We start from the raw sequence: 22,826 nt of genomic DNA on the forward strand, positions 1-22,826 counted from the left end.
CCGCACTGTATCGCTCGGTCGACAAGTTGAGCTAGGCCGCCGCCCGGGTAGCCCCGCTGCACTCTTCGCAGGGTACGGGGCATGCGAAAAGACAAGATCTCCGACCAGCGGGACAGCATCCTCGCCTTCTTCTCCTCCACCCGGGGCCTCGTGGTCGTCGGCGTTCTCGCTGTGCTGCTCGTGGCGTCTCTCGTTGTGGGCCCGATTCTCGGCTGGAGCTGACGTGCCCGTCTACGGACAGCCCGGCGCGAGTCTTGACGACGCCGAATGGGCGCACTCGCAGTCGGCGGCCGACGCCGGCAAGCGGGGCGAGCTGCGCACCGCGCGCGTGCTCGACAAGCTCGCAGCCGACACGGGGATCACGGTGTTCCATGACCTGCGGGTCCCTGGTGGCCGGGCGAACATGGACCACGTCGTCGTCGCCGGGAACCGGGTCACCGTCCTCGACTCGAAGGTCTGGCAGCCCGGCCGCTACTGGACGCTGTTCGGGCGCACGCGGCGGGGCCTGGAGCTCGTTCCCCATGCGGACAAGCTCACCCTCATTCTCGCGCAGGACCGGCTGGTCGAGATGTTCGCCCTGGCCGGCATCCACGCGAACGTCGCCACGCCACTGCTCGTCATGTGGTCGTCCAGACGCGAGCAGCCGATCACGCATAGGTTCTACCTCCCCCGCGGGGCGCGGCCGATCAACGGGGAGCACCTGGCGGTGCAGCGCTTCGGCACCAAGCCAGCCGACCCGCACATCGTGCGTGCTCTGCACGAACTGATCTGACGAAAGGGGCCGCATGCCTGCCTCCCGCAAGCCGGTCCAGTCCTCCGCACAGCTCCAGCTGTCCGTGCCCGTGGTCATCCTCGGCGCGGCTGCAGCCGTTGTGCTCACCGTCATGCACCTGCCCGGCGTGCTCGCCCTGATCATCGCGCTGACGGTGGCCGGGTGGCTCTACGCGAACCCGCAGACGGCGCGTGGAGAGGTGCCCGACGAGCGCGGTGCGCGTCTCGCGCGAGGCTGGGATCAGCTGCGGTGGCGGGCGCTGTTCCCGAACGACTACTGGCTGATGAACGACCCGCGGGACATCGACGGGTACATGGACGCCGCCACCCGCCTCCCGCTGCCCCGCTGGGCGGCTCCGATCAGGCCGGCGCTGAAGCCCCTCGGCCTCGTGGCCTGGCTCGTGCTCCCCGGACGGTTCACGCACGTCATCGCGCTCTCCCTCGCCGCGGCTGCCGCCACGTTCCCGGTCGACCGCATCATCGAGGGATTCCATTTCCCTGGTTGGATGCCGTGGATCCAGGCTCTCGCCGTGTATGTGGCGATCGTCGCCACCGAGAACGCCGTGCTGCGCACGGCGACCGTGCACGACCCGTCGCCCGGCGTACGCTTCACGGCCGTCCGCGAGGCGCTGGCCGACGACGAGTCCCGTGGCGGAGCGATCCGCGCGCTCGTCGGGTTCACCCTCCTCGGTCTGGCGCTTGCGATGGTCGGCGCACTGATCCTCGCCAACTACTCGCTGCTGTCCCACCTTGCCGCCTGGCCGCTGGTCGCCGCCTCGTTCGCGGCGATCGTCGCCGCGGGCTGCCTGCACGGCACGTTCCGCGAGCGTGCCCTGGCCGGCTGGCGGGACAAGGTCGCCGCCCGCGCCGCGTGGGACACCCGGTGGGAGGGCTTGAAGCAGCCGGACACGTTTCTAGTCGACCACGAGCGGGTCGGGCAGGCGATCGTCGACACGTTCGATGCGCCGCCACTGCTCGGCAGCGCCGGCGCGATCAACCTGTACCAGAAGGTCGTCGCGTTCCTCGGCGGCGGGAACACCGTCGCGATGCTCACCTGCCCCGACACCGACAGCCAGGGCCAGCCGCAGCCGGGCACCATCCACGCCACCCGCTTCCGGGTGGTCGTCTGGCCGAGCGACGCCCAGGTCGACATCTCCTCCGCCGCCACCTCTCAGGCCGAGGTGGAACTGCGCCTTGAGACGGCGATGTTCCAGGTCGCCACCTCCGCCCGCGCCGAGGTCCCCGTCCTCGTCCAGTGCGCAGCCGAGTCGTGCTCCATCGACGGCGGTGCTATCTGGGGCACGCAGTGGACCGCGCTCGTGCCGAACGAAGACGCAGTGCGCTCCTTCCTCCAGGCCGACGCGTTCGCCGAGCGCAACGTCCTGTACGCCGGAGCCCTCGACGGCGCGGAAGGCGAGCTGACGGCCCTGCGCGAGAAGCTGACGGCGGTCGAGCGGTGGAACCGCCGGTGGACCGACGCGCTGCAGCAGGGCGCGAACCCGCCGATCCTGCAGTACGAGCACGCCCAGGAGGGGCGCCTCGCGGACGGGACGGTGATCCGCTGCCAGCCGTTCCTGTTCAACCAGGGCATGGACATCAAGTCCTACTTCGACCCGAAGATCAGCCGCAAGCTGTCAACGACCCTCGCGGCAGCGCCGTTCGTCTCCGTCGTCGGTCTCACCGGCCCGCGCTACGTCCCCAACGGCAAGCCCGGAGAGCGCCACCCGCAGGCGTTCTGCGTCATCTGGTCCGAGCAGCAGGTTCCGCAGAGCCCCGCGCAGCTGGCCCCCGCCCCTCAGCGCGACGCGATCCGCTGGGCCCTCGGCGGAATGCTCAACGCCGCGTTCGACGCCGCGAAGCTCGACTCCCGACCTGAGGTCGTGGACGCCACACCGCTTACCAGCCGCCGCAGCCAGGAGCACATCTGGCGCATCGACCTGCGCCTGTTCGACGGGGTCACCGCGCAGGCGGTGAAGGCGAAGTCCGCGGTCATCCAGCAGACCCTCGGCAACGTCCCATGGCTGCGGATGACGGAGGGCCAGTACGGGGTCACCGTATACGCCGGTGCAAGCCCCCGCTCGGAGAGCGTCACCCTCTTCGGCGACAAGGCGCGCGCGATGTGCGACGACCTCGACTGGGAGCAGGCGTTCATCGACGCGAAGGTCATCGGCAACGACGGCACCACCCCGAAAATGCTGACCCGTGAACCGCTCGAGTCCAACCCGAAGGTGACGATCGCAACCTTCCGGCTGCCGTCTCCGCTGACGGCCGGACGTGTGCACGCCGAGTCCGACAAGCTGCGCAGCGCGTCCCGCAACGATTACGTTGACGTGCGCGAGGAGGGGAACCCCTCCCTGATGTCGATCCGGTTCTCGGAGCAGAACCCCATCCCGTTCCCCGCGTTCATGGACTGGGACAAGCTGTCGGCCACTGAGGGCAAAGGCGCGGTCACGCTCCCGTTCGCCTCTGCAGTGGACGGATCGGCGGTCGGGTACACCTGGGTCGAGGATCCGCACCTCATGGTCCTGGGCGGTTCAGGCAGTGGGAAGTCGGTCCTCCTCCAGGTCCTCATCGTCGCTGCCCTCCTGCGCCGCTGCGAGGTCTACACCCTCGACCCGGTCAAGGGCGGCGGAGACTTCGAGTTCGCCAAGCCCTGGCTGAAGGGGTTCGTCGGCGTGGACGACTGGGTCGGCGCCGGCGAGACGATGCGATACGTCCATCAGGAGGTGCAGCGCCGCAAGAAGCTGCGCGTCGAGCACGGAGTCTCCAAGTACTCCGAGCTGCCTGAGGAGATCCGGCCACCGCACGCGATCGTCATCGTCGACGAGTTCCAGTCGCTGATCAACATCCCCGACCTGCCGAAGGACGTCCCCACCGACCCGCTCGCCCTCGCCGACTATGAATCGTTGAAGGCGGGAATCCAGGGCAAGAAGAACGTAGCCAGCGCCATCGGGTACATTGCCCGCGAGGCACGCAGCGACGGGATCACGCTCATCCTCGCCGGCCAGGCACTGAAGTCAGCCGAGCTTGCCCGGGTCGGCCTTGCAGGGCTCAAGACAAACTTCAGCCGGATCGCCATGGGCAAGATGAACTACGGCGACTTGTCCTCCGCATTCAAGGACACCTCGAGCCTGCCCCGCCTCGGCGAGGTCGTCCCCCGCGGCCGGGGTTTGTACGAGTCGAACGCCGATGCTGCGCAGATCATCCAGGCGTGGTACGAGCCCGGCGGCCAGGACGAGATGCGGCGGCACATCGAGGCCGCCGTTCCGCCCCTCGACCCGGGCGAGCAGCTGGACGTGGATGTGCTGCGCGAGAACGTGCTGGCGCTTGCCGCGCCGTCCTTCGGCGAGATCATCGAGACCGACGATGACGAGGCGGTCGTCGAGGTAGATGCCACCTCGCTCGGGGTGGACCTGTCGAACCTGTCATTCGACTTCGCGGCCCTCGACGACGACGACGACGACACGCAGCCGGCTGAAATCGACGCGCCTGATGACGCGGTGCCGTCGGCCGAACCGGAGGCTGACATCGAGCCGCACGCCGAGCTTCCCGAGTCGCCGTTCATCCTCGAGCAGACGGCCACGCTCGGCGAGCTGCCGCCCCAATCAGCCGAGGACGGCGAGACTTCTGGACCGCCCGAGCTCAACGACGACGAAGCGCCCACGGCGGCTCTGGATGACGACATGGATGGCTTCGAGCTCCTCTCGCCGCCGACTGATCTCCCGATCGCCGCCGACGACGCCCAGGTGCCGGCAAGCGCCCCAGCCGGCCCGCGAGGACCCGCGCTGTTCACGCTGGCCGACGCGACGCCGGAGCGAGGCGACGAGACCGTGGTCATCGCCCACGAGCCGATGCGCGGCGCGCTCGTCCTCGGCGACGACCTGCCGCTGTTCTTCGACGCCCCGGTCACCGGCTGGCCGGAGGGCGACGCGGTGGTTACGTACGTGGTCGAGCACCCGGAGGTCGGAGCTGTCGAGTGGCGCGGCGCCGAGCTGGACGACCTCGACGAGATCGGTATCCCTCGCCGCGCCGTGGTCGCTGATGCGCTCGAGGCGCACGGTGTGACGCTCATCTCGCCGCCGCCCGCACCCGCGGACACCGCAAGCTCCTCGACGACGCGCGACATCTCGTTCGAGCAGAAGCGGATCGACCCGACGGGACTTCCCGGTGCCGACCTCGAGTTCTGACCGGTGCGACATAACAGAGGACTCTCCCCATCAGCTTCCCCGCGCAGTAGGGTTCGGCTATGCCGAAGACCCCTCTTGAAGACTGGTTCAGGTTGGTACCGCCGGTCACGTTGACTGTGAGCAGGAAGCTGCCCGACGATCTCGCGCTCATCGAATACCTCGAGATCGTCAACGCAGTAGAGACGATCATCGAATCGGCGGCCCTACTCTCTGACGTCGAGGCCCGGACCCGGCTGGTCCGGGCGCGCTACGGGAGCGACTTCCAGCTGATCACCCAATCCACTGCCGACGTGGCAAATGCGCTGTTGGCCATCCTCGCGGTCGTGGGCGGCGGAGCAGGGGTCCGATACCTGTGGCACAAGGGCAGTGAGCGTCGCGCCCACACCGCAAAGACGGAAGCTGAGACACGCCTCCTGCATCTCGACGCAGAGGAGAGAATCGAGAAGATGCGCCGCACGGCGAACGACCCGGCTGTGCTGCGGGATGCTGCCAAGAGAGTCCACGAAGGACTGGGAGACCAGGTGAACACCGGCGCGAAGGCTGCTGTCGGTGCGTTTGCCAATGGGGAGCCGCTCGACAGCCCGCTCGCAGACGCGGTGGCGGGCCTCTCGCGCAGCGTTGTGATTGTCGGGTCGTACGAGCTCGACGTTTCCGCCGAGGGCGGCACAGGCACAGAGCCTCCCAACCCTCCCCCGCCACCGGAGCCCGGACCAGAGGGAGGCGTGGCATACGCCGAGGAGACGGCCGAAGCTCCTGCCGAGGCTGATATGGCCTGACACCCGTCGTCCCGCCTGACTAGGGCGGTGAGGGCCTCGTGACGCATAGAGCGGCATGCTCCATGCGTCCGAGGCCCTCTCATGATGGGCGTGCACCACGCGGGCACCGGCGCTGCCGCGTGGGTGGCACTGACCGCTGCAAGCCCCCTGATCCCCGCGCTTGGCGTCGCCCCGCTGCCTCCCGCCGCGGTCGCGCTCGGCGGGATCGTGTGCGCGGGCGCCGCGCTCCTGCCCGACGCTGATCACCCGAACGCGACGATCGCCTACTCAGTCCCCGGGCTCGGCAAACTCGTGACCGGAGCCATCGGCTCTGCCGCCGGCGGGCACCGCCACGGCACGCACTCGGGCCTTTCCGCGATCATCGTCATGCTCCTCGCTTGGTGGCTCACGACCTTCAGCGGGTGGGTGACCGCCGAGCCGATGTCGGCCTACGTCATCGTCTGCGGGATTGTCGCCATGGCCCTCATGGCCTTCGCGTTCAAGGTGCTGCGCATCGTCCGCGGGTGGCCGTTCGCGTGGCTGACTGCCGCGGCCGTGAGTGCCGCGATCACCTTCCTCCTTCCGGAGCAGTGGTCGTGGCTGCCGTGGGCGGTCGCTGTCGGGTGGGTCACGCACATGGCCGGCGACATGCTGACGGTCGGCGGGCTCCCCCTCACGTGGCCCTGGAACCTCCGCCCGCCGGCCAGGGTGACGGCCACTCCGCTGATCAAGAACATCTGGATGAAGAACGGCTACTGGGCCCTCCCGATCCTCGGACTCACCGGCAGCATGCGCGAGAGCGCACTGGCCGTTCCCCTCACCCTCTACGGGTTCTACGGGATCGCCGCCTCAGCGGTCGGCCTCGCCCTCCCGTTCTGGCCGTGACCCTCCGCAGGGTATCCGGCGACACCACACTCTCCCGAAAGGTGCTCTTGATGAGCGACAACTCCCTCTCCGGCCTCGTTCCCCTCCCCGGCGCCCCGGCGCCCGCCGCCGAGGTGCCCTCTTACTTCGACGGGTCGCCGTACGGCTACGACGAGCAGTCGCCCGCCGAGACGAGCGATCAGCGGCCGGAACCGGCTGCAGACCGCGGCGACATCGAACCTCGCGAGCAGAAGCGCAAGTCCCCGCGCATCAAGATGACCGCCGCGATCGTCCGGCGCGTGCTGACCACCCGCTCCCTCGTCGCAGCCGCCTCCCCCGACGCCCGCGACCTTGCTGCGGCAGTCCTTGGAACGGACGCAGACGAGGACGGTCTGACCGTGGCGGTGCTCACCGCTGGACGCCAGGCGCTCGCCCCGCTCTCCGAGCTCGCCTCGATCGTGGATGCGACGGTCGATGCCGACAGCCCGTTCGCCGCCGTCGTCACTGCCGGCGCTGTCGAGCGCGACGTGCTCCGGAAGGTCTGGCGTGTCCTGCAGATCCTGGGCGCAGCCGACGGGGGCCTGCCCGCAGCCGAGGTCGCCGCAGCCGCGAAGGTCGCGACCGCGGCCGCCGCCCTGAACGACGAGCAGCGCTCCCGCCTCGCGGACGCCCGCGCCCTCATCGCCTGATCGGAGACCCTATGGCCCGCAAGAAGAAGTCCTCCCCGTGGGACGGCGCACCGCTCCCGCAGACCCCCGACGCCGACGGCACCGGCCTTGCCGCGAACCCTGATGCGCCCGCGGAACGGGTGCTCCAGCGCTCGGGCCGCATGCGCCGGCTTGCGACCTACAGCGTCGCGTTCGTCGCGGTGCCCGCAGTCCTCATGACGGGTCTGTCGATCCTCACCAACGACACCGAGATCGACCCCGGCAAGTTCAAGTCCTCATCGATCGAGGTGAACGACTCGATCGGCAAGTCGCAGGCGCTGAACGCACTGAACTCGTGGATGGCCGCCGACCCCAGCCCACTCCCCGGCGGCAAGGTGCTGTCCTGGGACGGGTTCACCACCACGAAGCGTGGCAAGGCGAAGTCGGAGTCGGAGCGCCCGGCAGACACCGGAGAGATCCACCGCTTCACCCTGTCGGCGATCGCGGACAATCACCCCGTCTACTACACGGCGACCGTCTACGTCGTCGTTGACCCGACCCTCGGCGCCATGGTCGTCGGCTCCCCGAGCCTCATCGCCCGCCCCGCCGACTCCACCTCCGGCTGGTCGAGCCAGTCTTGGGCAGGCTACGACTCCGCCTCGGCCTCCGATGCGGTCTCTGACGCGGTGAACGCGTGGGCACGCGCCTACACGTCCACCGCAGCGGACCTCCGCCTGAACGTCGGGGACGAGAACCCGAACCACGCGTACGCGCCGCTGAGTGGGGCAACGGTCGTGGACGCGGACGTGATCGCCGCCGGTGTGAAGAGCGACGTCGAGAACAAGAACTCCGCGAACGAGATCCTCGTCCGCGCGACCGTCTCGTTCCGCTGGGGCGAGGTGGCGGAGGGCGCTGTGAACACCCCGTCCGTCATGACCTTCGACCTGCTCGTCACGAAGGCGCAGACCGCCTCCCCGCAGATCGTCGCGTGGGGCGGTGTGGGTGAGGGCCCGTCGCTGAAGGCCTACCAGAACGCTGTCGTCGGCAAGGAGATCGTCCAGGCCACCCCCGACTCCACCGAGCAGCCCTCCGACACGCATAGCCAGGGCGAGACCACCACGGAAGGCGGAGAATGAGCAGCGCCAATCGGGACATCCCCACGCAGCCGCAGTACGAGACGCACGCCCGCCGGCCCATGGCCGACGGCCGCGTGTTCGGCACGGATGGCAGCCTGTGGCTGTACCGCTCGGTGCCCATGGCCGCGGTCGTCAACGCGAAGAGCGACGACGACGCGCTGCAGGCCGCAGCCCCGCTGATGCTCGCGTTCAGCGAGCTCAGCCAGATGGCGACCCAGCGCGGGGTCAACCGGCGCATGGCGCGCAACTCGTACCGCAAGTTCCATGTGCTCCTCACGAACTTCCCCCGGTGGTTCGAGGCGCCGGAGGGCACGCCCATCACCGACATGCTGAACCGCGCGTACTTCAACCAGCACGTCCTCGACCGCCGGGTGCTCCTGGGCGTGCAACTGGTCCCGACCACCGGGGATGGGACGATGGCCGGGTTCATCGACTCGGTGCAGAAGACGCTGTTCGAGGGCGGCACGCCGCTCAGCGACTACGACAAGGACTACCGGCAGGTTCACGACGCCCTCGACCGGGCAGGGCTTGCGGTTCCCACGGCCAAGGATTTCGCCGCCGCCGACGCGTGGTGGAACCACGGGCACCCGGGCGCGACTCCCTACATGGACCACCCGGAGCACATGCACATCTTCCGCAAGCAGTCCGCGGCCGACGCCGCGGAGGCCGCAGGGCTCGAACGGTGCGACGACTGGCTGGATATCGACGATCACATCGCGGTGACCTTCGCGAGCCTGTCCGACACCGACATCGGGTACACGGACGTGTCGTCGGCGAAGATGCTGTGGATCCCGCACCTGACCCGCATGAACGCGCGGGTCGTTTCCATTCGCGGAAACGTCGAGCCCCCGCAGGTGACCCGCCAGGAGCTGAAGAACCAGCGCAACCGCGTGCGCGGCGACCTCGTCGCCGCGGCCAAGAAGAACAAGACCGACCAGGCGCGCCTGGAGGACCGCGAGGCGGAGCTCGACTCGATCGAGCGTGAGTACGACGTGAACATCGAGCGCACACCGCCGACCCTCGTGGACACGTCGGTCATCGTCGGATTCGCCGGCGTCTACCACGACGTCGAGCAGCTGTCGCCGGCGTCCATGACGATCCTGCCGATGACCGGCCGCCAGGAGCAGGCGTGGCACGAGACGATGATCTGCTCGAACGTCATGGCGAACCCCTACCGTCACGACTTCCCTGCAACGGTCGTCGCGTACTCGGGCCTGCCGAACCTCACGAAGGTCGGGGACAGCTCGGGGGCCCTCGTCGGATTCACCGACGACATGCAGCCGGCGTTCCTCTCCTCGACCGCCGCGTCCAGCGGTGACGCGGCGCCGACTGCCATCGGCTCAGCGGCGACCGGTGCCGGAAAGTCGGTGCTCATGCAGTGGTTGGCCTACCAGCACGCGCTCGGCGGCAGCCCGGTCGTCATGGTCGACCCAAAGCAGAAGTCTGACCTGACGAGCACCGTCATGCTGCTGCCCGAGGAGCAGCGCCGGATCGTGTCCTTCGACGACTTCATCTCCTCGGACGGCGCACTTGACCCGCTGAGTCTGTATGACACGCCGATGCAGGGACTGCAGCTGGCGACCTCGATGCTGCACCGCACGAACCCGTGGGGTGACGACCGTCGCCGCCGCTTCGAGGCCGACGTCGCCGTGGCTCTGCGCTACGGCATTGACCATGGCGCGACCGCGACCGGGCAGGCGCTGAAGATGGCTTACGACTCCGGGGATGCCCGCATCTCCAAGGAGGCGCTCGTGGACATCTTCAAGGTCGCCGACAACTACCCCATGTTCCGCGCGACGTTCGGGATGAACGACATCGAACGCGGCCTGCACGTGGCGAGCGGTCTCACCCTCTTCATGCGCGGCAACGCCGACCTGACCCTGCCGCCGGTGGGAACCGCGATGGCCGAGTCCGACATGGACCCGGCGATGCGCCACTCGGTGAACCTCATGCGCATGCTCGTGCGCGGCTCTCTCACCGCGCTCACCGGCCGCGGCGGGGTCATGCACATGGACGAGGCGTGGGTGCTGGAGCGATCCGCGCCCGACGAGCTCAACGAGGTCGGCCGCCTTGCCCGTTCGATGAACGTGCTCCCGATGCTGTGGACGCAGACGCCGTCCGGGCCGCTGAACATGGGTCTTGCCGGCTACATCAGCCGCGGCCTCATCGGGCACATCTCCGACGAGCAGGAGGCGGGCGCAGCCCTCGAGCTGTTCAAGGCGAAGCGGGACGACACGATGAGCCGGGTCACCGCCAGCGAGAAGCTGTCCAGCGGCCGTGGGCTGAACTGGAACTCGCTGAAGGCCCTCCGCGATCCGGAGACGAAGGCCGTCAAGCGCGGTTCGGTGTTCTACTACGCCGACCTCAATCAGCAGTTCGCTCCGGTCACCGTCACCCTCCCCGACTTCTTCCTGCGCCTGGCGTCCACGACGCCGGAGGAGGTCGCCCGGCGCCTGGCTGCCGAGCGCACACGCTCCGACGCATAGGGGTCAGGGCGTGTCCCCCAAATGGGGGACAAACGTTCGCACGTCGCGCGTTGCGCTGGCAGTTGATGACGCCAGCGCAGCGCGGCCTGCGCGAGGGGCCTCGGTCGCGTCGTCAGGCCCGCGCCCAAACGCGCCGGAAGGCGCTTCCGCGAGACGGCGGTCACCTGGAGGCCTTGTCTTGCTTGGGAAGTCGGGCGACTGAGTCCATTCTCTCACAGCCACGCGCGAATCCCGAAATGAAACCCCAGGTCACTCAAGGATTCCCGCGATCCATGCCCGTGCCGCGAACGTCTCTTCGACAGAGCCGCGCACATAACCGGCATGGAAACCACTACCCGCGCGACTGCGCTCACCTCTCCGCTTGCCATCGCCCACCAGGCGGCCGCCGATCAGGTCAACGCCAGGGCCACCGACATCGCCCGCCGCGTCCTCCGCCAGACGGGCGGTCGTGACACCTACGACTGGGAGGGCAACGGCATCCGACTGAGCTACCAGGGCGACACCACGGACGAGCACGGGAACACCGCGTACGGTGCGACCGAGCGCCTCTACCGCACCGGTGTCGACCGTCAGGGCGCCGAGACCTGGTCCACGAAGTCCCCCTGGCCGTCGCAGTCCAACACCGGCCTCATGAACCTGCAGCTGAACCACGTCCTCGGCTGCGAGGACCCGATTGCCCTCGCCAAGATCGACCTGGTCTACATGCTGATGGCCCCCGCGCTCGCGCTCGTGGACTACGTCATCGCGACCAACAACACCTGGGCGGGCCTGTCCGGGTCGAACTCGAACCACATCGAGTCCCTGCACATCCGACTGAGCGAGATCCTCGAGCAGAAGGTGCTGGAGAACCCCGGCGCTGGCCTCAGCCTCCGCGAGGTCGCAGAGGGCACCCCGGTCGTCGGGTGGGCTGCCAAGGCTCTCGACGGCGCGATCTTCAACACGATGCGCCGCATCACGCACAACACGGACGAGACGACCGCCTGGGACACCGAGTACACCGAGGATGCGCCCGCCGCGCGCACCCAGGCAGAGCTCGGGACCGACGCGCTGCCGGCCTCCGCGGAGGACACGTACCTCGCAGGCGAGACCGACGAGGTCGCCGAGCGGTACCGCGAGGAGACCGACGCTATGCGCAACCAGGAGCTGATCGCCTACGCCGCTTCCCAGTTCCTCGCCACGCAGAACCTGCCGAACCTCGCACTGCCGCCGATTGCTGACCGTGTGCGGATGATGGAGCAGCTCGAGGGCGAGCCGGCGCTCGCCTACGACTCGCTCATCGCGTGGCGGAACCTCATCTGCGCCGACCCCATCGCCACCGACGCCGACGTGCCGGACGAGTGGATGGAGCTGTGGCAGAACTTCGAGGGGCCCCGCGGGCGAGACGACGTCTCCCGCATGCTCGGGCTCCTGGCAGGCGGCCACCGCGACCGTGCGCTGCTCGTCGTGCGCGGTCAGCTCGGACTGCCCGACAAGCTGAGCGCGAAGAGCAAGGAGCGCATCCGGAACGCTGTGCGCCTGGTGGTCCGCGGCGAGTCGCTCGACCGCCCGCTGAGCCGCGCAATCAATGCGTTCGACGACTACCGCCGCGACGGGGACCTCCACACGTTCAGCGACCGGCTGAAGCCGTTCCTCACCCACTCTTCGTGCCCCGTCGCGACCGCGGAGGACGTGGTCGATCTGTTCACGAAGGCGCTCCTTGCGCTCTGAGAGTGAAGGGGGCGCCGGTCAGCTGACCGGCACCCCCTCACCTTTCGCAGGGTATGGGGCAAGCACTGATGAGAGGCACCTCCCCATGGCCATTGAGCGCACGACGTTCAAGCCCGGCGCCGGATTCGATCCGAACAACGCCAAGCACATCGAGCATGCCGTCGCCCGCTTCTCCGAGGCAGCCGACGACCAGGCCGGCGGATGGCGCTACCAGTCCTATGACCCGAGCACCGGCGAGCTCACCGTGGTCCGGCAGTCTGCGATCACGATCGTCGGCGGCGGAGCGAAGAGCACGAGCTACGAGGTGGGGCTCGGCGTCGGCATCAAGGCGTCAGACGCGGACCGCGTAGCCGCCGAACTGGAGTCTGACCCCCGCCACAAGGGCTACTACATGACGCGGTTCGACCCGCACCTGGGCACCGCCCGGCTCACGCAGATGCGCCTGGATGAGGTCCGCGCACGCGGCGCCATCGCCACCGCCCTCGGCGTGAAGAACTGGGAGGTGCAGGTCAAGCGCACGAGCGCCGGCGGGTTCCAGATCCAGCTGCCCCACAACTACATGCCGTCCAAGCACGACGAGAAGCTGCAGGAGGTCGCCGAGATCCTCGGCAAGGTCGGCTGGTACTTCACCTCCAACCCGCGAGAGCTCCGCGGTGAGATCGTGCCGTCCGAACCACCGATGTTTCCGAAGTCCTACTCGTACCCGATGGAGCTGCTGCCGAAGCCGGTCGATGGCAAGCTCGCCCCCATCCCGATCGGCATGGCACTGTCCGAGCGCGGCGACCAGCCGAACACGCCCCTGTACCTCGACTTCTCCGCCGCCCCTCATATGCAGCTCGGCGGAATTACAGGCGCGGGCAAGTCCGTGACGCTGAACGACATCATCGCCGGGGCACTCGCGGGCGGCGCGGAGCTCGTGATCATCGACGTGCCGCAGAAGGCCGTCGACTTCGAGCCGTGGAGGCCGTATGTCCGACCGGGCGGCTGGGGCTGCGAGTCGTACGAGGAGAACGCGGTCACCCTCGAGGAGCTGTACAAGGAGGGCGAGCGCCGCGCCGCGCTGTTCAAGCAGTACGGGGCCAAGAAGCTCGCCGAGATGCCCGCCGACGTCCGCGCGACGATGAAGGAGGTGCTCATCGTCGTAGACGAGGTCACCGGCCTGTTCGCCATGGACTCCGTCCCCAAGAAGCTGGAGTCCGACGATCCCCTGCGCATCGAGGCCGAGTCCCGCAACTACGCCCGCGAACTGATCAAGACCTTCATCGAGAAGATCGCAGCTGAGCAGCGATTCGTCGGCTACCACCTGGTGCTGTCCACCCAGGTCGCGAGTGTGAGCACCGGCATCGGCACGGCTCTGCGCACGAACCTTCCCCACAAGATGCTGCTGGGCGCCCGGGCCACCGACGGGAACAGAAAGCTCATCCTGACCGATGTGACTGCGGTGCCGAACGTCCCCGACCACATCAAGGAGAGCGCCGAGGCGTCCCTCGGTGTGGGCGTGTTCGAGTTCTCCGGACAGGTGGCGGGCATCGTCAAGTCGTTCTACGCGTCGGAGGCGGACCTGCAGAAGGGCCTGCGCGCCCGCGGCGTGACGCCGATGCCGGAGACGCAGCTGGACTCCACCCGACCGAACCCCCGCGCTGTCGTCGCCCGGTTCCCGGAGGTGGAGCTGATGGCAGCGGCTAAACGTGAGGCGGCCTCCCCGAAGTTCGGGACCGGTCCTCGCAGCTACGAGGACTGGGAACTCGACGAGGACGGCAAGCCGCTCACCGGATTCGCACGCGCGAACGCCGCGAAGCATGCGGCAACGGTCGTCGCCAAAGAGGCGGCTGGATGAGCCGTAGGTCCGCGTGGCGACACGCCACGCATAGATGTCGCGAGACCCCGGGGCGGTTGGGAGGCCCAACCGGATGGTCGCGGCTCCGCCGCAGCGAAGGCTGCGGCGATGAAGGGGCAGGGTTTGGTTAGTCGCCCTCATTGAGCGCCGCCGGCAGCGCAAGAACCCCGGAACGCCGGCAGGTGCCCCTTCCCGATCGGGAAGGGGCACCGACTCCCACTCACCAGAGGAACCCCATGATCTCGCCGCTCGCCGTGATCGACCCCGACTGCCCCGAGGACCGCCGGGTCGTCCTCGCCACGCGCCTGCGCCGGTATCGCACGCTCCGCGCATGGTGCGCCGCAATCGCGATCGCGGGGACCACGGCCCTCCTCGCCCTGGTCGTGGCGAGCATCCTGTGGCAGGAGGCGATCGGGCCGCTCGCAGCCCTCGTCCTCCTGTGCGCGGCACCTGCACCGATCCTCGTCGCCGCGAGCCGCGCTGCGTCCGCGGTTCTGAGCGACCGGCGTGTGCGCCCTCTCGCTCCGCTCTCCGACTTCGACGCGCGCGGCGCAAACGACCAGCAGATGTGGGACGCGCTGCGTGCCCTCGATGAGGCACCAGACGTCGACGTGGTGGCGATGGTCGCGGCCCTCAGCGACGACAACTCCACCCAGACGGTCGATGCGAAGCTCACGATGGTCCTGCGTGCGACCGCGCATGAGGAGGCGGCTGCGGCTCTCGGCCGCGCATAGACCGGGAGTCCGACCGAGAGAGGCCCGTCCATGAGCAACGCACCCGCGACCACCGAGACCGAGACCCAGGCGCCTACCGTGGCGGCCGAAGCTGAGCCGCAGCGCTCGCTGACGCTCCTTGACCGCTGCGACAACTGCCGTGCCGCAGCGTACTACGCGATCGACGTCTACGGGACCACACTCATGTTCTGCGCCCACCACGCGAACCGTCACGAGCCTAAGCTCGTGCCGATCGGCGCGAACATCATCGACGATCGGCCCTTCCTCTACGCGTAGACATCCGCCGCGGCCGCCACGCATCGGCACCGCGCATAACACGGTCGATCCACCACACAGGAGGTCGTCGTGTACAAGTTCTTCCGCAACACCCTCGTCTTCGGACTCGGTGCGCTGTTCATCGCGTTCGTCGCGACGAGTGTCCAAGGGTGCAGCCAGTACGTCGGTACGCACACCCGCACGAGCGCCGACCCCGCGGTCACCGCGATCGTCGACGGGCTCGCAGCGTCGCCGTTCACCGCGAAGAACGCGGTGGCGCTCGCCTCGATCGTCTGCAAGGTGGGCGGCACGGCCGCCGGCTCAGCGATGGAGCTCGTCGCGCGCAGCGGGCAACGCTTCGACCTGAGCGACGACGAGGCGGCACTGCTCAGCGACAGCGACCCGGCGCGCGTGTGCGGGATCCTGGCGGGTGCCCGCTGACGCATAGGTCCTCATGACACCCCTCCGCATTCACCTGCTCACCGACACCGCACAGCTGCCTGCCCGCGCCCATCAAGACGACGCCGGGTTCGACCTCCACGCCGACGAATCCGTCACCATCCTTCCCGGAGGCCGCGCGCTTGTGGGCACCGGCATGGCGATGGCGATGGAGCCCGGCACGTTCGGGATGGTCTGCTCCCGCTCGGGTCTCGCGCACCGCCACGGGGTCGTCGTCGCGAACGCCCCGGGTATCGCGGATGCCGGGTACCGCGGCGAGATCAAGGTGAACCTCATGAACCTCGGCTCCGAGCCGTTCACCGTCCAGCCCGGCGACCGCATCGCACAGCTCGTCCTCACGACCTACCTCGCCCCGCCGATCGTGCCGGCGGCCACCCTCGAGGACCTCGGGGAGACAGACCGTGGCACGGGCGGCCACGGATCGACAGGGGTAAGCGAACCGCATCAGGTGCGGGAGCCGCATCAGGAGGAGCTCGTGTTCCCCGCCGTCACGCGCGTGACGGTCGTCACCGAGCACGGCGGTGTCGCCTACGAGAACTACGGGGCGTACGCGGACGGTGCCCGAGTGGTGCCCCAGGACGACGGCCGCACGATCAAGGTGCTCCCGCGATGACCGGCAACCCTGCCGAGGACGCGATGACGGCCACCCCGTCCAATCCGCTGGCGTTGCGCATCGAGGCGACTGCCCGCCTTGCGTTCGCCGCGAAGGACCGCCCGGAGCTCGCCCGGCGAGAGGCAGGCGCTCGCTGCGACCTCGCCGCGGCGATCCTCGCGATGGACGAGGCGGACGGGACTCCTGGCCGCCACAACCTCGTCGAGCAGGAGGCGGTCAACGCCGCCCTCCGCTCCTACGGGAACGCCCTCGCCGACCTCATCCGCGGCGAGGAGTAGGCGGCAAGAAGAAGGGGGCGCGCCAGCTGGCACGCCCCCTTCTTGGTTGCGCTGGGCTCAGCTGTGGGCGCCGGTGACCCACAGCTCGCCGTAGCCGAGGACGGTCAGCGAGTTCAGGAACGTGATCTCGTTCGCCGGGTCGAGCCAAACCACAGCGCCGGCGGGCTGGGCGTAGTCGGAGAACGGCTCGTAACAGGTTGTCAGCAGGATGAGTGGAACGGAGGGATTCCACTCAGACAGCTCGACCGGCAGCCGCTTGTCGGTGAGCGCGGCCGTGAGTTCTGTCTCGGTGAAATCGGCGCCGCGCTCACGCTCGGAGGCGAGCAGCTGGGCCTGAGCCCGTCCGCCGAGGGTGGCGAGGGTCTCGACACGCGCGATCAGGTGCGGGTCGTCGTCGGACTCGTCGTCGAGGTCGGCGTACCCGGGGATGATCTCGTTCACGATGTCGGTGATGCTGTCCGCGAAGATCGCACGAGCATCGGGCGCCGCCCAGATGACACGCCACACCCCGCCGTCGGGGTGCTCGGGAGAGACGATCACGCTCTCGGCGGTCACTGCAGTCATGGCTTCCTCCTGTGCGCGCACGCGCGGTGTGATTGCCGCCCCGCCTCCCGGCTGGACGATAGACATTTTCTCGTCATCTATGCGTCGTCATCATCGGCGCGCGGGTCACCCCGGACCGCAGTAGAGCGAATCAGCGCGAATCAATTTGCTGAGCCTCATCCCTGAGGGTTTATTCACGCATAGACCACTATGCCGGATTCCTCTCATCTGTTTCTCATCAACCGCCTGTTCCTGCAGGCGATCCTTCTTACCACCCTCATCTCGGGCGCTGTGCTCCTGAATGGCGGCTTGCTCGAATTGGCGATCCTCCTCGGGTTCGCCGCACTGGGGCTGACGTTGTTCGTCTGGGCGCCGGCGGTCTTGAAGTCCGCTCTTCGCGTGCAGTTCACCGCTCTCGGGAAGACTGATGTCGCCGAGCGCGACTACGTCCGGGTGCGCGGATTCCGCATGCGCCGTGCCGCGTGGGGCGTCCGCGAGCGTCCGCGTCTGGGAATCGCCCCAGACTTCATCACCGCGGGCGTGTTGAGCGCGTTCTGGGTGCTGCAGATCGGCCTGGCGGCCGCTGCGACCTTCCTCGCAGCGTGACCTCCCGCGCATAGAGCGAGGGTGAGCAGCACCCTCGAAATCCTCAGCGCATCCGTCCGCATCGCCGTCGGCGAGCACGCCGAGCCCCGGCCCGGGCAGGTGGCGGCGACCGAGGTCGTTGCCGCAGCACTGCAGAACAAGACGCACGCCGTCGCAGTGTGCCCGACCGGCTCCGGGAAGAGCTTCACGCTCCTTTCCGCAGCCGCATGGCGTTCCGTGCTCGCCGAGGAGCGGACCCTCATCTCCACCGAGTCTCTGTCCTTGCAGTCGCAGATCCTGAACAAGGACGCGCCGGTGGTCATCCAGGCCGTCCGGGAGCTCACCGGCCGCGAGCTCAGCATCGCGGTCCTGAAAGGCACCTCGAACTACATCGACCCGCGGCAGCTGTCGGCCACCGCCGCCATCCTCGCGGATGTGGACGACCGATACCGCTCGATCGACGACTGGATCAAGCTGGTGTCGCGGGGCCGCGACACTCGAGAGATCGCCTCCGCGTTCCCCGGCGCCGACCTGCCGTCGCTGCGAGCCCTCGTCTGCTGGTGCTTCGCACAGTACGCCGACGACACGCTGGCTGGCGATCGCAGCTCCTGCCCCCTCAACTTCACGTCCGTCGAATGGGAGCAGGTCTCCGCCGGCTCCGCGGAGGCCGCCGGCGCTGACGACTCGTGGGCGGTCCCCAAGGCGGTCCTCGCGAAGGATCAGGTGGCAGAGGCTGACATCGTCGTGGTGAACCACACGCTCCTTGCCATCCAAGCGGCGACCGGCCAGCCGATCGTCAACGGGAACACCCGGTACGGTCCGTTCGACAACGTGCTCGTGGATGAGGCGCACGCCCTCCCCGAGGAGGTCCGCAAGCAGGGCGCGAACAAGATCTCTGGGCGCACGATCCTCTCGCTGGTCCGCACAGTGGAGCGGGTGACCGACGGGGTGGGCTCCTGGGCGTCCACCGGCCGGCTCATCGCTGACGCGATCGAATCCCACCTGTCCCGAATGCTCGGCCGTGAGGACGCGAAGAAGGTGCCGGAGAACGCCGACCCACTCGGGCAGTTCGGCTCGGCGATCACCGAGTGGGCCAAGCAGGCGGGGTCGATCGTCAAGCCGGCCGTGGAGTCCATGGACGTGCGCACCTCCATCCGCGCAAAGCGGGCGAAGGCGCGCGCGGACGAACTGGCGGCCGCGGTGAAGGCCGTGTCCACGTATGTGCCTGGCGAGGCCCGGGTGCTGGAGGTCGATGAATCCGGCGGCAAGGACCGCCGCTGGACGGTCGTGTCCTCGAGCCCGGTGAGCGTTGCCGGCAAGCTCTGGTCGAACCTGTGGCACCGCACAGACGAGTTCGACGTGTCCACGCCGCTCGGGGTTGCCGCCGTCTCCGCAACACTCCCGCCGGGCTTCCCCTACCAGGCGGGGCTGCGCGCGCAGATGCACAAGTACCCCTCCCCGTTCGTTGAGGCCTACCAGCACTCCACCCTGTACATCCCCTCCGGCCTCGCCGCCGACGCACAGTCCGCGCTGATCAGGACGACGGAGTACGGGACGAAGTTCGACGTCTCCGGCCACGCCGCGTGGGCGACCGACCAGATCGTCGAGCTGGTGGGAGCGAACCGCGGGCACGCGCTCGTCCTCGCGGCGAAATCCGCGAACGGCCGCGGGTACGCGAAGGCTCTCCGGGACGCGCACCCGCACCTCACCGTCTACTCGCAGTGGGACGGTGGCACCCCTGCCGCCGTTCTCGCGAAGTGGCGTGAGGATCAGTCGAGCGTGCTGGTGGGCACCAGAAGCATGATGACCGGTGTCGACGCGCCCGGCGAGACGTGCTCGCTGGTGATCCTCGACCGCATCCCCCGCAAGCCCATGAACCCGCAGGATGACGCCCGCGTGGACGAGATGGTCGCCAAGGGCATCGAACGCTGGGCGGCTGACCGGCTCGTGTACGTGTCGGACGCCGTCACCCTCATGCTGCAGGCGAAGGGCCGGCTGATCCGCGGGCAGAGCGACCGCGGCATGTTCGCTGCGCTCGACCCGCGCCTCCTCCAGTACAAGCGGCGCGATTTCCCCTCATATCAGGAGCAGACGCGGAAGATGTACATGGAGGACCTGTACGAGTTCGGTCACCGGGTCACGACCCTCGACGACGCGGTCGCAGCGCTCAGCGAGCGCCAGTCGGCGCGAGAGCTCACCGCAGTCGGTGGGTGAGGGGCGAACACTGTCGTAGCGGGGCGCTCCCGCCCGCAGGACGCGATAGAAGTCTTCCGGCGCCCCGTCGTGCGGTTTGACGGCCCAGCGCGTCACAGAGGCGCTGAGCGCTCCGTCACTCCTCGTCGAACTCGACCTTGGCGCGCGTGAGCACCGTCTGGTCCTGGCCGGCGTACTGCTCGTGGTCCTTCACGGTCGCGGTGACAGTCAGGTGATCACCAACCGACCCGCGCACGTCGCGGGAGGCCCACCACTTCATCACCTGACCCTCAGCGGTGCGCATGACCACCAGTGACCGGGTGCCGTAGTCGCTCTCGAAATGCTTGACGTCGGCGAGGAGCTCGGCCCGGACATCACGGATGCGGGTGCCGATCTCCGCGACGTAGCCCGGAGCGGTCGCGGCCGCGCTCTCCTCGCGACGCCGCTTCTCCGCGAGGAACGCTAGCTCCCGGCGGTAGGCGGAGATGGCGGAGATCGCAAGCCCCACGTGCTTGCGCGAGACCCATCGGTCCGACCCCTGCAGCGTCTGCCGCAGGTTCTCGGTGTAGTCGCTGCGGCCGGCCGCCTCGTCGCTCAGGCCATCGACCCACGCGAGGATCGCGTCGGCCTCCTTCTGACGGGCGGCGTCCGGCTCCATCTGGAACAGGCTGTCCTCCTCACGCATCAGGATGTCGGCAGTCGCCTCACGCTGCATGGTGGCCTTCGATCGCGGGACGAACTCGCCCTGCTCATCGACGACCGCGAGAGCGGCGATGAGGAGGTCGCGTGCCGGGTAGACCGCGTCGGTGCGCGCACGGCCGCCGGCCGGCTCGCGATCCCACGGCTCCTCGGGCTCCTCGATCTCCCACGACAGCGCCCACAGCCCTTGCGGCTTCACTCCGAGGAAGGCCCCCAGGCAATTCGACCCGATCTGCTTGGTCTCGCCGTCCGGGTTCGTGACGGTGAACACGGCGCCGCGGCGACGGTTCTTGCCGCAGTGATCGCAGCGCATGTCCTCCACATCGAAGACCCGCTGATCGTCGTGAGAGAACGTCAGCACCCGTCCGTCCGCCGTCATCTGGTGGGCGGCGCTGAACCGCCACTCCCCCACGGCGATCGACGGCCTGCTGAGGGTCAGCGTCACCATCTGCTCGCCGAACGGTCGCTCGTCAGTGGTCCGCACCCAGCTCTCCGTTGTCCAGGTGAACCGCTCCTCGATCCCGTAGCGCTCCAGGCGCCGGTTCGCCCGCTCGATGCGAGCCACCGCCTCGCCGAGTCGGGATGCGAGAACGTCGTACGACGGATCAGGCTCTGGCCAGCTCTCCTCGCCCTCGAACTCCTCCGAGACGTCGCCTGGGGCGTCCGCAGGACGGGCATCGAGACGCACATCGGGTGCGGAACGCACCTGATGTCCAAAGCGACCGTCGCTCTCGCGAGCGGACTCGCGTGCCGTCTCGGCTACCGTGCTGATCATCATGATGACCCCCTCCGATCACTATGTGCGCGGCGCACCGAAGTGCTATGCGCGGCGCTATCCGAGTGGGAAGGTGACGCTGGAGAACCGCACGATGTCCGAGGACGCACCGATACCGGCGATATCGACGGTGCCGTTGCTGCCGATGTTGATGATCGCTCCACGGGCGGTGCCGGACGCGTAGACCGCCCCCGGCCAGCGGGAGAACGACGCGGGGCGGGCGCCATCGGGCAGCGTGAAGACCACACTGTTCGCATCGGTCGGGAACGCGCCGGCCTTGCGGCTGATTGCACCGCGGAGGTAGACGACACCGTCCTTGACCCGGTAGCCCAGGTTCTCACTGGCGGTGTAGCCGCTCGCCGGCGTGACCGACATCCAGCCGGTGTCACCGCCCACCCAGTCCGTCCACCCGTTGTAGTAGGTGCGTGACCACACGCGGTCCGGGTAGTAGTAGTCGGTGTACCGCTGCAGAATGCCGACGCCCGTAGAACCGGCGCCTGTGTAGTTCGAAATCACCTCGAGGTATCCGGCGCGAGCGGTCGGGTAGTGCCGGCTGCTGAGTGCTTCTTTGCTGGCGATCTGGATGAACGAGCCGGTCTGGTTGACGGTGTTCAGGTCACGGTCGCCGAGCAGCGACGTCGTCCAGGCGGACCACCCGCCCTCGGACTTCACTCGCACGTACTCGGTGTACGTGCTGCCGCGCACCTGCTCGGCGTTGGCCCAGGGGACGTAGACGCGCTGGATGATGCGGCCGTCCACGTGCAGCACGATTCCGGCGAACCGGTCGTCGATCGGGGTGTTGGCGGCCCCGAACGGTGACCAGTAGAACCCGGCGGCGGTCGCGTCGTTCCAGTCGTTGACCTTCTGTCCGGTCGGAGAGAGCCGGGCGTCGAGAGTCGAGGACTCGAGCTTGGTCACACGGGTCGTCAGCGAACCGACGTCGCCGGTGAGCCCGTCGATGGACTTGCCCTGAGCAGAGATGGTCTGCGACTGGTCGCTGTTCGTCTTCTCCGCGGCGGTGATGCGTCCGAGCAGGCCGTCGATGGCCTTGCCGAGGTCAGTGCCAGTCTTCTCGGCGGCGGCGACCCGGCTGGTGAGCACGTCGAGGGTGCTCGTGACGCTGGTCGTGGCCTTCTCGACGTTGGTGAGCCGGGTGGCGAGGGTGTCGAGGTCCCGGCTTGTCTGTCCCTTCCATGCCGCGTCGGTGTCCTGGGCGGATTCGAGGGCGGTGACCCGCAGGCCGAGGCCCTTCACCTCGTCGACGAGGCCGGGATCGCTGGCGGCGGGGTCCCCGTCCACGTC

The 22,826-nt window shown here is 68.6% G+C and carries 20 protein-coding genes; 17 read left to right on the forward strand and 3 right to left on the reverse strand.

What is annotated here, in order from left to right:
• The first annotated feature begins 81 nt into the window (after nt 1-81).
• The 15 genes from AC3RX1_RS07165 to AC3RX1_RS07235 all read left to right on the forward strand — a co-directional run bounded on the left by AC3RX1_RS07165 (nt 82) and on the right by AC3RX1_RS07235 (nt 16,729).
• The gene (locus AC3RX1_RS07165) at nt 82-222 is read left to right on the forward strand and encodes a hypothetical protein (protein ID WP_491500521.1); all 141 of its coding nucleotides are present in this window, start codon (nt 82-84) and stop codon (nt 220-222) included.
• Nucleotide 223: 1 nt separating this feature from the next.
• Entirely contained in the window at nt 224-772 is a 549-nt protein-coding gene (locus AC3RX1_RS07170) for a nuclease-related domain-containing protein (RefSeq protein WP_491500522.1), read from the forward strand.
• 13 nt (nt 773-785) lie between these two features.
• Nucleotides 786-4,958 (forward strand): FtsK/SpoIIIE domain-containing protein, encoded by a 4,173-nt coding sequence (locus tag AC3RX1_RS07175; RefSeq protein WP_491500523.1) that lies wholly within the window; start codon nt 786-788, stop codon nt 4,956-4,958.
• A gap of 59 nt (nt 4,959-5,017) precedes the next feature.
• A complete protein-coding gene (locus AC3RX1_RS07180; protein WP_491500524.1) occupies nt 5,018-5,734 on the forward strand; it encodes a hypothetical protein in 717 nt (238 codons plus the stop codon).
• A gap of 81 nt (nt 5,735-5,815) precedes the next feature.
• Complete coding sequence (locus AC3RX1_RS07185) at nt 5,816-6,598, forward strand: metal-dependent hydrolase (protein ID WP_491500525.1); 783 nt, start codon at nt 5,816-5,818, stop codon at nt 6,596-6,598.
• A gap of 50 nt (nt 6,599-6,648) precedes the next feature.
• Entirely contained in the window at nt 6,649-7,266 is a 618-nt protein-coding gene (locus tag AC3RX1_RS07190; RefSeq protein ID WP_491500526.1) for a hypothetical protein, read from the forward strand.
• Nucleotides 7,267-7,277: 11 nt separating this feature from the next.
• Nucleotides 7,278-8,360, forward strand: a complete 1,083-nt coding sequence (locus AC3RX1_RS07195) for a hypothetical protein (RefSeq protein WP_491500527.1) — start codon at nt 7,278-7,280, stop codon at nt 8,358-8,360.
• The gene (locus tag AC3RX1_RS07200; RefSeq protein WP_491500528.1) at nt 8,357-10,846 is read left to right on the forward strand and encodes an ATP-binding protein; all 2,490 of its coding nucleotides are present in this window, start codon (nt 8,357-8,359) and stop codon (nt 10,844-10,846) included. Before AC3RX1_RS07195 ends, AC3RX1_RS07200 begins: the two co-directional genes overlap by 4 nt.
• A 321-nt stretch (nt 10,847-11,167) precedes the next feature.
• Nucleotides 11,168-12,553 carry a hypothetical protein gene (locus AC3RX1_RS07205; protein WP_491500529.1) on the forward strand — a complete coding sequence of 462 codons (1,386 nt, stop codon included), beginning with the start codon at nt 11,168-11,170 and terminating at the stop codon, nt 12,551-12,553.
• An 85-nt stretch (nt 12,554-12,638) separates the two neighbouring features.
• Nucleotides 12,639-14,390 (forward strand): FtsK/SpoIIIE domain-containing protein, encoded by a 1,752-nt coding sequence (locus tag AC3RX1_RS07210; RefSeq protein ID WP_491500530.1) that lies wholly within the window; start codon nt 12,639-12,641, stop codon nt 14,388-14,390.
• A 236-nt stretch (nt 14,391-14,626) separates the two neighbouring features.
• On the forward strand, nt 14,627-15,124 hold the full coding sequence (locus AC3RX1_RS07215) for a hypothetical protein (RefSeq protein WP_491500531.1): 498 nt from the start codon (nt 14,627-14,629) through the stop codon (nt 15,122-15,124).
• A 30-nt stretch (nt 15,125-15,154) separates the two neighbouring features.
• On the forward strand, nt 15,155-15,400 hold the full coding sequence (locus tag AC3RX1_RS07220) for a DUF7455 domain-containing protein (RefSeq protein ID WP_491500532.1): 246 nt from the start codon (nt 15,155-15,157) through the stop codon (nt 15,398-15,400).
• A 69-nt stretch (nt 15,401-15,469) separates the two neighbouring features.
• The gene (locus AC3RX1_RS07225) at nt 15,470-15,820 is read left to right on the forward strand and encodes a hypothetical protein (protein ID WP_491500533.1); all 351 of its coding nucleotides are present in this window, start codon (nt 15,470-15,472) and stop codon (nt 15,818-15,820) included.
• 13 nt (nt 15,821-15,833) lie between these two features.
• Nucleotides 15,834-16,451: a dUTP diphosphatase gene (gene dut, locus AC3RX1_RS07230; protein WP_491500534.1), complete on the forward strand. Its 618-nt coding sequence runs from the start codon at nt 15,834-15,836 to the stop codon at nt 16,449-16,451.
• Nucleotides 16,448-16,729, forward strand: a complete 282-nt coding sequence (locus tag AC3RX1_RS07235) for a hypothetical protein (protein WP_491500535.1) — start codon at nt 16,448-16,450, stop codon at nt 16,727-16,729. Before dut ends, AC3RX1_RS07235 begins: the two co-directional genes overlap by 4 nt.
• Before the next feature lie 57 nt (nt 16,730-16,786).
• Here AC3RX1_RS07235 and AC3RX1_RS07240 read toward each other — a convergent pair whose 3' ends face one another.
• The gene (locus tag AC3RX1_RS07240; protein WP_491500536.1) at nt 16,787-17,293 is read right to left on the reverse strand and encodes a hypothetical protein; all 507 of its coding nucleotides are present in this window, start codon (nt 17,291-17,293) and stop codon (nt 16,787-16,789) included.
• A 189-nt stretch (nt 17,294-17,482) separates the two neighbouring features.
• On the opposite strand from AC3RX1_RS07240, the gene AC3RX1_RS07245 reads away from it, so the two are divergent.
• Together AC3RX1_RS07245 and AC3RX1_RS07250 are read left to right on the forward strand one after the other, a co-directional pair.
• Nucleotides 17,483-17,878, forward strand: a complete 396-nt coding sequence (locus tag AC3RX1_RS07245; RefSeq protein ID WP_491500537.1) for a hypothetical protein — start codon at nt 17,483-17,485, stop codon at nt 17,876-17,878.
• A 21-nt stretch (nt 17,879-17,899) separates the two neighbouring features.
• The gene (locus AC3RX1_RS07250) at nt 17,900-20,071 is read left to right on the forward strand and encodes an ATP-dependent DNA helicase (protein ID WP_491500538.1); all 2,172 of its coding nucleotides are present in this window, start codon (nt 17,900-17,902) and stop codon (nt 20,069-20,071) included.
• A 115-nt stretch (nt 20,072-20,186) separates the two neighbouring features.
• On the opposite strand, the gene AC3RX1_RS07255 is transcribed toward AC3RX1_RS07250, so the two are convergent.
• Both AC3RX1_RS07255 and AC3RX1_RS07260 read right to left on the reverse strand, forming a co-directional pair.
• Nucleotides 20,187-21,527, reverse strand: a complete 1,341-nt coding sequence (locus AC3RX1_RS07255; RefSeq protein ID WP_491500539.1) for a hypothetical protein — start codon at nt 21,525-21,527, stop codon at nt 20,187-20,189.
• Between the two features lie 54 nt (nt 21,528-21,581).
• Nucleotides 21,582-22,826: pyocin knob domain-containing protein (locus AC3RX1_RS07260; protein WP_491500540.1), on the reverse strand; the 1,245-nt coding region annotated here is incomplete at its 5' end.

The sequence above is a fragment of the Microbacterium altimontanum genome, from assembly GCF_058349865.2.